At 58.6% G+C, this 12,472-nt stretch carries 8 protein-coding genes; 4 read left to right on the top strand and 4 right to left on the bottom strand.

Annotated elements, in window-relative coordinates; all coding sequences use genetic code 11:
• Positions 1-59 precede the first annotated feature (59 nt).
• Genes ACN9M2_RS03905 through ACN9M2_RS03890 form a run of 4 tightly spaced genes read right to left on the bottom strand, consistent with a single transcriptional unit; the run spans position 60 to position 8,876 of the window.
• Positions 60-5,504, bottom strand: a complete 5,445-nt coding sequence (locus ACN9M2_RS03905; protein WP_426286864.1) for a glycoside hydrolase family 99-like domain-containing protein — start codon at positions 5,502-5,504, stop codon at positions 60-62.
• Positions 5,505-5,515: 11 nt separating this feature from the next.
• On the bottom strand, positions 5,516-6,838 hold the full coding sequence (locus ACN9M2_RS03900; RefSeq protein WP_426287856.1) for an ABC transporter ATP-binding protein: 1,323 nt from the start codon (positions 6,836-6,838) through the stop codon (positions 5,516-5,518).
• Entirely contained in the window at positions 6,828-7,679 is an 852-nt protein-coding gene (locus ACN9M2_RS03895) for an ABC transporter permease (protein WP_426286863.1), read from the bottom strand. The genes ACN9M2_RS03900 and ACN9M2_RS03895 overlap by 11 nt, the downstream gene beginning before the upstream one ends.
• A 33-nt stretch (positions 7,680-7,712) precedes the next feature.
• Positions 7,713-8,876, bottom strand: coding sequence for a trans-sulfuration enzyme family protein (locus ACN9M2_RS03890; RefSeq protein WP_426286862.1), 1,164 nt, complete (start codon positions 8,874-8,876; stop codon positions 7,713-7,715).
• 191 nt (positions 8,877-9,067) lie between these two features.
• Between ACN9M2_RS03890 and rfbB the strand changes: the two genes are divergently transcribed.
• From rfbB to rfbD, 4 genes are read left to right on the top strand one after another with little or no spacing between them, the layout of a single operon-like run.
• Entirely contained in the window at positions 9,068-10,117 is a 1,050-nt protein-coding gene (gene rfbB / locus ACN9M2_RS03885; protein WP_426286861.1) for a dTDP-glucose 4,6-dehydratase, read from the top strand.
• Positions 10,114-10,998: a glucose-1-phosphate thymidylyltransferase RfbA gene (rfbA, locus tag ACN9M2_RS03880; protein ID WP_426286860.1), complete on the top strand. Its 885-nt coding sequence runs from the start codon at positions 10,114-10,116 to the stop codon at positions 10,996-10,998. The genes rfbB and rfbA overlap by 4 nt, the downstream gene beginning before the upstream one ends.
• Complete coding sequence (rfbC, locus tag ACN9M2_RS03875) at positions 10,995-11,552, top strand: dTDP-4-dehydrorhamnose 3,5-epimerase (RefSeq protein WP_426286859.1); 558 nt, start codon at positions 10,995-10,997, stop codon at positions 11,550-11,552. The genes rfbA and rfbC overlap by 4 nt, the downstream gene beginning before the upstream one ends.
• Positions 11,549-12,472, top strand: coding sequence for a dTDP-4-dehydrorhamnose reductase (gene rfbD, locus ACN9M2_RS03870; protein ID WP_426286858.1), 924 nt, complete (start codon positions 11,549-11,551; stop codon positions 12,470-12,472). The genes rfbC and rfbD overlap by 4 nt, the downstream gene beginning before the upstream one ends.

Genomic DNA, 12,472 nt, shown 5'->3' with positions numbered 1-12,472 from the left:
GCGGGTGCCTTCGGCTCAAGGCCCCGACCCGCCTCCATTTGATCCATTGCTCTGTGAGCTTAGGGTCGATAACCGGCCGCTTCTTTCAACCGATCCAGTGAAGGCACCTCGGAAGTAGCCAAGCCAAGCTGCACGAACAAACGTTCAGAGTAATTCCAGGCCCGGACCGCCACCTCGTCGGGAACAACGGATACCTGCCTAGCCAGTTGCTGGACACGAAGAACTTCCAGCAGATGCGGCATGTGCCTGGATCCGATGGTGACACTGGACGAGTGGCGCCGGTGTTGGTTCAGGGGCTCCGCGATATAGGCCACCTGCCCTTTGGCAGCAAGCAATATGTATGCGACCCAGTCGCCCGCAATACGGAAAGACTGAATCAACGGCGCAGCCTCTCGAAGCACATCGCGCAACTGCGGAGCCCGAAAGACGACGGCACTGACATTTGGGATGGTGTTCTTTATGGCCAACGCGTTGTGGATTTCGTCCTCGCCCGCGCGAATGTAATCGCCACGCCAGAGCACGGAATCTACGTCATCCGTATAGGCAAGATAATTGTCGGCGAGCAATTGTCCACTGTCACCGATTTGCTTGGATTGTGCATAGGAGAAGACAACATCCGGGTACTTCTGGAGCGGCGAAAGAACCTTCTCCAGGAATGACGGCTCGCTGGAGTCGTCGGCCTCCGCAATCCAAATCAGATCACCTCTAGCTAGCCCGACGCCCTTTTCCCATTGCTTGAAAACCGACCCGCTATTGACCGCGTTCTCGACCAACGAGAAGTCGGTACGCAGGATGGAACGCAACTGGGTCAATACCGCCAAGCTATCGTCCGTCGAATGATCGTCGAGGACGATCAATTCGTAAACGGGCACGGTCTGCGCATCGATAGAACGCAAGCGGTCGCCCAAAAGATGGGCGTAATTGTAGTTCGGCACGATTACCGACACCTTGGCTTGCGGAAGGCCGACTGCGTCAAGCAAGGCGAACAGGTAATGACGGAACGAGAATTCCTTTTCAACGAGATCCTGCCCAATCCGCCCCATCTCGGCGCGCAGGTCGCGGTCATCCAGAAGCTCGATGATGCCAGACGCAAGCGCCCCCGGGCTTACATCGTTCACCATCACGCCGCAGCCACGTGTCAATATGTCGCTCGCACCGCCTGTGCCTGAGAACGCTACGACCGGAAGCCCGACAGAAAGGGCCTCCAATACAACCGACGGGAACGGATCTTCGCGCGATGCGAGCGCGTAGACATCGGCCCCCGCATAGTAATCCGCGGTCTCGAAGTCCATTCCGACAAAATGGAAGTTCTTTTCAAACCCCCGATACTTAATTTCAGTGCTCAGCTCAGCGACGATCGACTCGCAGACGTGGCCCACCCATACGAAATGTGTGTCCCGCCCACGTCCAAGAATCTCCAGTCCAGCACGAACCAGAAGATCAACGCCTTTCCGAAGGTCGGCGTAACCGACGGCAAGCACAACCTCAGCATCCGTCGGGAGCCCCAGCTTATTTCGCAGCGTGCTTCGTGGCGTGCTGCGGTCCGACACGCCGCGCCAGCGATTTCGGGTGAAGGTACCTTGTGGCCGAATCTCGACCGACGTCTCGCTCAAGGACGCAAAGTTAGCAAAGCCGTCTCGAACGATAGTGGAGGGGAACAGCAGACGCCGTGACGACCTTGCCATGGTGCGAGCGTGCTCTTGCAATTCGTATTCACTGATGACACCCGGCAGCTCATGCACGAGCGAGGCTACCCCAAACCCTGCTGCAGCGAGCACTCCAGAGAACAGCCCGGACGCGGCGGAATTCACGATGGCATGGCGCGACGTGGCCGCCAAACGTTCGGCCAACTCAAGCGCCTCAGCGCCGTTTTGCGACACGCCGGAGAGAACATGCACGTCGGCGACTTCGCGAAACTTCGAAAGCAGCGGCCCATCGCCCAGAACGACGATATCGACCTGGAGGCCGAAAACCTCACTGAGATCCCGCGCGATATGCAGGGACAGATATTGTGCACCGTGCGGGTGAGCGTCGTGCGAGACGATGACGATTCGCTCAGCATCGCTTCGCTTCGAGCACGCACCACGCGTGGTCGACAGAAACGAGTAACCGCGCCCGGCATCGCCTGCCCCGCTCCTCTCTAAGAGCACCTCACGCGTGGCCGCCAGAAATGAGTAACCGAACCTGGCATCAGGTTCAAGGTGCGCGCCTTCAGCCCATTCGTTCCAGGCGTTGACGAACACCATCCTCTCGCCCTCTACCGGATTGCTGCGTGCGAACTCCAGGCTCTGACGAAGCCATCCGCGATAGCGCTCCGGCGTGGCGCCGTGAAACATGTATCCACGTCCCGGTTTGCGCGCCTCGTTATCCCACGACGGAAAGACACCCCTGATGAGGTTGAATCCCTCGTTCTTTACCTGGGACGCGCGATCAACGATGGCCTGATAGTCCACGATGGCCCCGGAAAAATCCGGATTCAATCCTTCGACCAAGTGATTGATGGCATCAAGGTTCCGCGCCAACTTATGCGGCGGGAATTCTATGGCGGCGTCAAAGCCAAAGATTCGCGGATCATCCACGTCAAATTGGACCATGGCCATGAAGATTTCGCCAACGCCTGCATCACGGCAATACGCCCGCCATCTTTCGAGAGTGGCCGCGGCGTCGGGCAAAACGGATGGGCGATAGACGATAACGAGCGGCTTTCCATTGACCCGGATATAGCGAGGATCCCGCACAAGGGGGACGAGCGCTTCGATGAACGCAAGATCATCTTCGGGGGAATGGCTTTGACCGATGAGAACTTCGCCATCCAGGCCGTCCCAACGCCGAGTCCAATTCTCGTTTGCCCAGCAGATACAGAACGGAAACTGGATGTCGCTCTGGACAAACTGATTTACCGGGCGTTCCAAGAGGCGCTTGCCGCCAAACCAGTAGTAATGAAAGCAGAAGCCGGCGATGCCATACAATTTCGCCAGTTCGACTTGACGCGCCATGACATCGACGATGCGCAAGTCATAAAAACCTAGCTCGCCCGGAAGCTGGGGTTGATGGTGACCCGGATACTGCGGCTTGGCCTTGGCGACGTTGGTCCACTCAGTGAAACCTCGCCCCCACCACCTGTCGTTTTCCGGAATGGGGTGAAATTGAGGCAGATAGAACGCTATCAGCCTGACATCAATTTCATCTCTCGCCATAGGCGTCGTAGCGATATCAACGTATTCGTTGAAAGGTACGACCGTTGATGCGACTTGCGAATTATCCCTCTCATCGATATGGACATGAGGAACGTCGGCGGACTCAGCCCGATTCACCGTCGGACGAAGGACGCCCTCGACCGCCGCCTTGATTCGACGCTTGACGCCCGCGCTCAGTGGAAGGCGCCGATAGATAAAGCGCACGCCGCGCCCTGCGGCCGATCGGGCAGAGCCGTTAGTCGCTATGCGTCGAATAACTCGCAGTGGCGCCATAAGCCGCCAACTCTTCGATGACAGGACTCCCGACAGCTTTTGATTGACTTCGGCGTTTGCGAGTTGCAGGGACGCTAAACGCCCCTCGTAGCTCGCGAGCTGATTGAGAAGATCGCTTTCGTGTTGCACCAACTGGGCTTCGCGCTGCCCCAGCCTCTCCAACTCTACCAACCTATCGGCAAGCACGACCTTGGTGGATGCAAGTTCGGCACCCACACGCTCCTGCTCTCGACACTGTTCCGCGTACTTCATCTCGAAGTCGGCACGCTCCTCCGTCATGCTCTGTAGCCGAACGGCAGTGGCACGATCCTGGTCCGCCGCCCCCATGACCAGCGATGTGACGTCGGGCAGAATGGGAACCTGGAAGGTGGCGAACTGGGCGACACTGAAGTCGTCGCTCGTTCCATAGGCGAGCTTGCGAAGCAGGCCGTCCATTTCCACGTAGCGCTCAAGATCGGCCGTGGAAAGGTTCATCTGACACGCATGGAGGACGTCCTCCAACACATAACGGATAAATACGTGTCGCTCGTCCGCGGGGCGACCCACCGCGCTGACCGATACCATCGCTACCGTAATGGCGCGATAGGCCAGGTAGCCAAACTCAACCCCCGCATGCCAACGCCATTCAAGGTCAATGAACTTCAGTTCACCTGAAGGCATCCGCATGAGGTTGCGAGGAAGAGCGTCGATCGTCCAGCCGGCGAGGGATGAGTACAAGTCTTTGGGCGCATTTTCGCCCTGCTCTCGAAGAGCCGAATGCAATGCTTCCCGCCACTCCCTAAACCATGCGACCACGTCGGCGATTTGCCAGCTGGGCGCTGCGACGATACGTTCAAAATGATCGGCGTGATTCGAGCCGACTATGTACTCTTCATCACGCAGATCGAGCGAAATGGGGCGCGATTCGTACGCATGGGGATCCCCGGCAAGCAAGGCCTTGCGCACCGTGATGCGACCATCTTCGGGAACGAACGAAATCTGCTTGCAGTACGCCGCTAGTCGCTCGGTTGCAAAGTGATGCGCAATGGGACCGGTTGTAGCCCAGGAGGCCGGCTCGCGCCCCTTCCGGGCAACCAAAAGGAATGAGTTTGCAAGATCCGGAAGAAGTTCGTTTCGACCAACCACGCCCCACGCCTGACCAAGGGAAAAGAGAGGGGCGTGAATCAACTGCGCATCGGCCTTGACGCTTTGTCGCGCAAATGCCGATGCGTCGAACTCTGGGTGGCTCCCGTCACATGCTCTCGGCAAAAGTACTGACGTAGGCAACTTGTAGTCAGGGAATGGGAGGGCCACTTCGACAGACTCGAAGCCTGCATCCCGCAGCATGGACGTCAGCTCCACTCTCCCATAGGTCGTCGCTGTGCCCCTGGTGTACAAATCGTTGACGCCAAACATCGCCTGCGCCAAATGATCCTCAGGCATTCCAGCCAGGTATTTGAGCCCGAGCTGGTTCTCGATGGCAACCACAAGATGCCCGCCGTCTTCCAGACACTCATATGCCTTCTTCAGCCATGCCCTGGCCGGATCTTCTGACTTTCCATAAATCGAAGCGTACTCAAGCACGCCAATGAGCGTGACCGTGTTGAATTTCGAATCAACGGAAAAGTCATCGAAGACTTCGTTAATGACATTGACATTCGGAAGATCGCGGCAACGAGAAGCGGCAACGGCCGCTCGGCGCGCGCTCCCCTCTACACCGAGAACATCGCCACCCAGCTCGCCAAGGAATCGCGAAATGGCTCCGCAGCCAGAACCGATCTCCAGGACACTTCCCGAAAGAATATCGCTTATCGGGCGAAGAAGGTTGGCTCGCGTCGCGCTGAGATGATATCGAGCCGCCCAATCTGTTTGGGCCGACTTAAGCTCAGGCGAGAAAAGCGACACATCGTCCGCGTGAGAGATGATCGAGTAGATGCGATTCTCGGTATCGTCCCCATCCGAATAGCCGAACTCTGGCGCCTGTCCTTTCGGCAGCCAGAGCTTGTCGTGAACGTCGTATCGTGCCGCCAGGGAGGTCCTGATCTGTTCTTTCATATTCATGTTCTTCAATTGGCGGGCATGCGCATCTGGAGCTCCAGGTTACTGAAGCCCACGAAGGACGATCCCAACACGTGCAGATGGATGGCGTCGTAGCGACGATCGTGCGGAATCACCTCGGAGCCGTCCCGACTGGCCACGCCGAGCGAGATGAAGTAATCGCCCGCTCCCATGGAGCAGTTAAAGTCGAGGTCTACACGCGCCGTTGTACCCGCTTCGCCAAGCTGGGGAAATTCCGTCACGTCAAGCATCTCAGAATTCGTGGCGTAAACGGTCACTCCTTCCTTGTTCTTAACGGCTATACCCAATATGGGCCGATGAACCGTGCGTACAAACTGAATGGCCAACGCAAGCCTGATCGTTTCGCCGGTCGGAACAGACGTAGGATTCTGTACCCCCCCAGCTTGCAGGGAGAAATCGCGGAGGAGCGCGCGTCGATCACCCCAGCGATATTCGTGACTGTTATAATTAGGCCGCATGGAAAACGGGTCGCTATGGCTCGGATCGCTGTCGTCGAGGAGATCCTGGCCTACGTGCTCGTCCGAATCGTTCATCGACAGAGCATCGCCTTCCAGCGCTGGATTATCGACACCGAACAGCAGGTCGAGATACTGATTCACCACCACTTTGGGCGCCCCGTCAGCGACAACGACACCTCCATCCAGAAGCACCGCGCGATCGCAGTGCGTGACTATCTGTTCGGTCGAATGCGATACGAACAGGATCGTCGTGCCTGCATCGCGAAGATTCTTCAAGCGCGCAAAACATTTCGCCTGGAACTTGGCGTCGCCAACCGCCAGTGCTTCATCGACGATCAAGATATCCGGCTTGACGTTGCTCGCCACTGCGAAGGCCAGACGCACGTACATGCCACTCGAATACGTCTTTACCGGCTGATCGATAAAGTCTCCGATGCCTGCAAACGCCAGGATATCCTCGTAACGTGCATCGATTTCATCGCGTGAGAGCCCCAGAAGGCTGCCATTGAGGTAGACGTTTTCTCTGCCAGTGAATTCGGGATTGAAGCCCGCTCCGAGCTCAAGGAGCGCGGCGACCCGGCCATTCACCTCGACCACGCCGGATGACGGGGACAGGGTTCCGCATATGATCTGCAGCAGCGTGGACTTGCCGGAACCGTTCCGACCGATGATGCCAACCGTTTCCCCTCGGCCCACGTCGAAACTCACGCCTCGCAATGCGTGAAATTCTCTAAACCATCGCCCCTTACTGTCTTTCGGACTGAGCATCTGCATGAGGCGGTGATGTGGCTTCTCGTAGATCGGGAATGCCTTTGCAACGCCAGCCACCGAGATCGCCTTGTCAGAGCACATCGGCAAAGCCTCGCTGCGTGGATACAAACCAACCGTATCCGACATACATCACCACGAGCGCGACGAGTCCGTAGATCCCCAGACCCTGCCAGTCTGGCATGCGGCCCCATAGGCACACTTCGCGCGCCTGATCAATGATGAACGTCAAGGGGTTCAACTTGAACCAGAATCGATACTGCTCAGGTATCGACGCGAGCGGAATCATTGCCGACGACATGAACAGAAGAGCCGTCGACAGCACACCCGTTATCTGCCCGATGTCACGGAGATAGACACCTAGTGCCGCGAGACCCCACGAAATGCCCAGCGAAAGCATGGCCAATGGAAGGATCACGATCGGAAACAGGACCATCGTCCAGGCAACGCTCCCTTCCAGCAACGCACGCAGCACCATGAACACCAGCGCGTTCATGAAGGCATGAAACAAGGCCGATAGGAGCATTGGCCAGGGAAGTATTTCCAGGGGAAAGATGACTTTCTTGACGAAGTTAGGCTGAGACACGACGAGGCCGGGCGCTCGGCTCAGGCACTCGGCCAATATGCCGTGCACGATCAGTCCGACGAAAAGAATAATGGAGAAGTGAGTTTCTCCACCCTCGACCTGCGGCCACTTGTTCTTCATGACAAAGCCGAACGCGAGAGTATAGACACCGAGGATCAGAAATGGGCTGATCAGCGCCCACAGGAGCCCAAAACTCGCACCACGATACCGGCCCAGCACGTCGCGCTTGCTGAGCTCCCAGACCAGGCTCCTATGCCAAAGAAGGGCTGAGAACGGCCCTATCAGCCGCCTGAACCAGGAAGGATTCCCCGCCGATGTAGATGTTGATAAGCCAGTCATGTGAACCGTGCTGAGAAAAAAGGGACGTCCGTGTTAGCGCAATGCCAATGCGAGTTCGGCGCGCAGGTCTTCGACGTCTTCGACGCCCACAGATAAGCGGATCAGCCCGTCCGTAATGCCCAGACGCTTTCGGTTCGTGGCGGGAACAGACGCATGCGTCATGATGGCGGGATGCTCGATCAAGCTCTCGACACCGCCAAGCGATTCCGCCAGTGCGAAGAGCTCACAACGTTCGAGTATTTTCCTGGCCCGTGAAAGGCCGCCCTTGATCTCTACTGAGATAATTCCACCGTAGCCATCCATTTGACGACGGGCCAACGCATGTTGCGGATGACTCTTTAGGCCCGGATAAATGACACGGCTTACCGTCGGATGCCGTTCAAGCCAGTGGGCAAGCTCCGTGGCGCTCTGGCAATGCTGGCGCATGCGGAGATGCAGCGTCTTCACACCACGCATCGCGAGAAATGCATCGAAGGGACCTGCAATCGCGCCCACGGAGTTTTGCAGGAATGCCATCTGCTCGGCGACCTCGGCATGAGCCGCGACCACCATGCCACCGACCATGTCCGAGTGACCATTTAGGTATTTCGTGGCCGAATGCAGCACTATGTCGGCGCCCCATTCAATGGGACGCTGAAGCATGGGCGAGCAAAACGTATTGTCGACGACCAGAAGGAGGCCATGCTTCTTGGCAAATGCCGCGACCTTGCGGAGATCGACGAGCTTCAGCATCGGATTCGTCGGTGTTTCGACCCAGATCATGCGTGTCGTCGGCTTCAAGGCGGCCTTGAGCGCAGCAGGGTCATTGAGATCGACAAAGTCGAACGCGAGACCTGCGCTTCGCTTCCTCACCCGTTCGAACAACCGGTATGAACCGCCGTACAGATCGTCCATGGCGATGACATGGCTGCCCGAGTCAAGCAAGTCTAGGACAGTGGCGGCCGCGGCCAGCCCTGAAGCGAATGCGAATCCCGCTACGCCACCCTCGAGATCGGCGACGCAACGCTCGTACGCCATCCGCGTCGGATTCTGGCTACGGGAATACTCGTAACCTTGATGTTTGCCTGGGCTTGACTGTACGTACGTGGACGTCGCATAGATCGGCGTCATGATGGCGCCGGTGCTCGGATCGGGAGATTGGCCCGCGTGGATAGCACGAGTACCCAGTCCGCGGACGCCGGATTTCTTGGAGGTCATTGATTTTCCTGGGAATTGCGCCCGATATTCAGCTTGAATTTACATTCAATCTAGCCGGACCATCCGGACATATTACACTTGGCGACCCGCCAGATAGGCGCTGGCCCGCCAGCCGACGTCAAACGGCGGCAGTAATACGGGCGCTACGCTGAACCGGGCCACCGCTGGCGGTCCGATAGGAAGAGGACAGTATGAAAACATTACTCGTTACGGGCGGCGCTGGGTTCATTGGCGCGAACTTCGTCCTGAAGGCCGTGGCCGCCGGTAACCGTGTCGTCAACCTGGACAAGTTGACCTACGCGGGAAACCTACAGACGCTCGCGGCACTGGAAGATACCCCCCTACACACGTTCGTCAAGGGTGACATCGGCGACCGTGAGCTCATCAAGACTCTGCTTTCCGAGCATCGACCAGATGCTGTGGTGAACTTTGCGGCTGAAAGCCATGTCGACCGCTCGATCGACGGTCCAGCGGCGTTCATCGAGACCAATGTCGTCGGCACCCTCGGCCTGCTCGAAGCCACGCGCGACTACTGGCGTGGTCTGGAAGGCGACGCGGCGGAATCGTTCCGATTCCTGCACGTTTCCACGGACGAGGTCTACGGGTCACTCGGAGACGAGGGGTATTTCACCGAAACGACGCCCTACGCCCCGAATTCACCCTACTCCGCGTCGAAGGCCGCCTCGGATCACCTTGTCCGTGCCTTCCACCATACCTATGGGCTCCCCGTACTGACCACTAACTGCTCGAACAACTATGGTCCGTACCAATTTCCGGAAAAGCTCATCCCATTGGTCATTCAAAAGGCTCTAGCCGGAGAATCGCTCCCGATCTACGGCGACGGCATGAACGTCCGCGACTGGCTCTTCGTGGAAGACCACTGCGACGCCATTCGCCGGGTGCTCGAAGCTGGCCGCGTCGGTGAAACCTACAACGTGGGCGGTAATTCCGAACGGGCAAACATCGTCGTCGTCAAGACCATCTGCGCCATCCTCGACGACGTTGCGCCGCTCGCGAGCGGCCAGCCGCACGAAAGCCTGATCACCTTCGTTCGCGACCGCCCCGGCCATGATCGTCGTTATGCGATCGACGCGAGAAAGCTCAAGAATGAGCTGGGCTGGAGCCCAGCGCATACATTTGAAACGGGCATCCGCGAGACGGTCCAGTGGTATCTGGAAAACAAACCCTGGGTCCAGGGCATCCTCGACGGCAGCTACAAACTGGAGCGACTCGGCGCATGACGACCAAGGGCATCATCCTCGCGGGCGGGTCCGGCACCCGGCTCTATCCCATCACGCACGCGGTAAGCAAGCAGCTCTTGCCCGTGTATGACAAGCCGATGATCTACTACCCGCTGGCAACCCTCATGCTGGCAGGTATTCGTGATGTCCTGGTCATCAATACCCCCCACGAACAGGCCCTGTTCCAACGCCTACTCGGCGACGGTAGCCAGTGGGGCATCGAAATCACCTATGCGGTGCAGCCGTCTCCCGATGGTCTTGCGCAGGCGTTCCTCATCGGCAAGAACTTCATCGGTAACGATCCCAGCTGCCTTGTCCTGGGTGACAACATCTTCTATGGCGTCGGCCTTACCGAAAGGATGAAGCGTGCGGCTACTCGCGAACGCGGCGCAACCGTATTTGGATACTGGGTGCGCGACCCGGAACGCTACGGCGTCGCCGAATTCGACGGTTCGGGAAAGGTCGTCGGCCTCGAAGAAAAGCCGGCAAACCCGAAGTCGCACTACGCTGTGACGGGCCTTTACTTCTACGACAACCGCGCGGTGGACTTTGCCTCGTCGCTCAAACCCTCGCCACGTGGCGAGTTGGAGATCACCGATCTCAATCGCTGCTATCTCGACGACCAGACGCTACACCTCGAGCAACTCGGCCGCGGATACGCGTGGCTCGATACGGGGACGCACGAGTCGCTGATGGAAGCCGGCGAGTACATCCAGACTATCGAAAACCGCCAAGGTCTGAAGGTTTGCTGCCCTGAAGAAATCGCTTTCGTCAATGGCTGGATCGATGCCGAGCAGCTCCTACGCCTTGCCGAACCACTGGCCAAGACCGGTTACGGCCAATACCTCCAGAACCTGATCAAGCAGGGCTACGTCGGATGAAGTTCATCGAAACCAGCTTGTCCGGATGCGTAGTGATCGAGCCGCAGGTTTTTGGCGATTCCCGGGGCTTTTTCTACGAAAGTTACAACGAGGCGAAATTCCACGACGCGGGCATCGACCGCAGGTTCGTCCAGTCCAATGTGTCCCGCTCTGCGCGAGGCGTGCTTCGGGGCCTGCACTACCAGTGGCCCAACCCCCAGGGGAAGCTGGTCAGCGTACTTGAGGGAGAGGTCTACGACGTCGCTGTCGACATTCGGCGCGGCTCTCCCACGTTTGGCCAATGGGCAGGCGTGATGTTGACCGCGGAGAACCATCGACACTTCTGGATACCTGAGGGCTTCGCCCACGGCTTCTGTGTCGTCTCCGAGCACGCGACGTTCTCATATCAATGCACCGACCTCTACGACGCCAAGGCTGACGGCGGCGTGCGCTGGGACGACCCCGCCATCGGTATCGATTGGCCGGTGTCGTCGCCCTTGTTGTCTGACAAGGATGCGAAAGCCCCGCTTCTGGCCGACGTTCCCGCAGGCAGGCTTCCGGAGTACCTAGCGTGAGAATCCTGTTGCTGGGCGCCCAGGGCCAGCTTGGGCAGACGTTCATTGCCCACGGCGGTCTCGCCGCTCGTGGTGAATTGATTGCCGCGTCCCGCGACGGGAACGTTCCCGCAGGCACCAGGGGCGTGCAGGCCGACATCGCCGACGAGAGCGCATTGCGAGCCGTCCTGGACGACGTAAACCCGGATCTCATCGTCAATGCGGCGGCGTACACGGCCGTGGACAAGGCGGAAACGGACGAAGCGACTGCTATGGCCGTCAACGGACATGCCCCGGGTATCCTGGGTCGCTGGGCTGCGACGAGGGGTGCGGGAGTGATCCACTACTCCACGGATTATGTCTTCCCCGGGGACGCTCAAGCGCCATACGTCCCCGATGCCGCCACCGGCCCGCAAGGCGCCTACGGTCGAAGCAAGCTTGCCGGTGAACTGGCACTTCGTTCGAGCGGTGCAAACCACCTGATCCTGCGCACGGCATGGGTGTATTCGGCCGTGGGGCACAACTTCCTGAAGACCATGTTGCGTCTCGGCCGCGAGCGCGATGAACTCAAAGTGGTTGCCGACCAACGTGGAACACCGACAACGACCACCCTTATCGTCGAAGGGAGCATCGTCGCCATCGACCGGTTTGTCGAAAAGAGCAACCGCCCCGCACTCACTGGCACCTACCATCTGACCGCCAGCGGCGAGACGACGTGGCACGGCTTTGCCGAAGCGATATTCGACGAAGCCGTTACCGAAGGAGTCCTTGCGCGGCGACCCGTGGTGCATCCGATCGGCACGAGCGACTTTCCAACGCCCGCGCGCCGTCCAACCTACTCGGTCCTGGACAATCGCAGTTTTGCGGAGACATTCCGCCATACCCTGCCGGCTTGGCGCGACGGCCTGCACGATATCGTCCACTCGCTCGCATCGCAGTGA

It is taken from the genome of Luteibacter sp. E-22, from assembly GCF_049913125.1.
Classification (GTDB): Bacteria; Pseudomonadota; Gammaproteobacteria; order Xanthomonadales; family Rhodanobacteraceae; genus Luteibacter.
The sequence above is the reverse complement of the archived record's forward strand: the minus strand, read 5'-3'. Positions and strand labels throughout refer to the sequence as shown.

Bases quoted from the DNA above. Each gene is read 5' to 3' on its own strand.
- ACN9M2_RS03905 (WP_426286864.1), bottom strand. From the start codon at position 5,504: ATGAAAGAACAGATCAGGACCTCCCTGGCGGCACGATACGACGTTCAC.
- ACN9M2_RS03900 (WP_426287856.1), bottom strand. From the start codon at position 6,838: ATGTGCTCTGACAAGGCGATCTCGGTGGCTGGCGTTGCAAAGGCATTC.
- ACN9M2_RS03895 (WP_426286863.1), bottom strand. From the start codon at position 7,679: ATGACTGGCTTATCAACATCTACATCGGCGGGGAATCCTTCCTGGTTC.
- ACN9M2_RS03890 (WP_426286862.1), bottom strand. From the start codon at position 8,876: ATGACCTCCAAGAAATCCGGCGTCCGCGGACTGGGTACTCGTGCTATC.
- rfbB (WP_426286861.1), top strand. From the start codon at position 9,068: ATGAAAACATTACTCGTTACGGGCGGCGCTGGGTTCATTGGCGCGAAC.
- rfbA (WP_426286860.1), top strand. From the start codon at position 10,114: ATGACGACCAAGGGCATCATCCTCGCGGGCGGGTCCGGCACCCGGCTC.
- rfbC (WP_426286859.1), top strand. From the start codon at position 10,995: ATGAAGTTCATCGAAACCAGCTTGTCCGGATGCGTAGTGATCGAGCCG.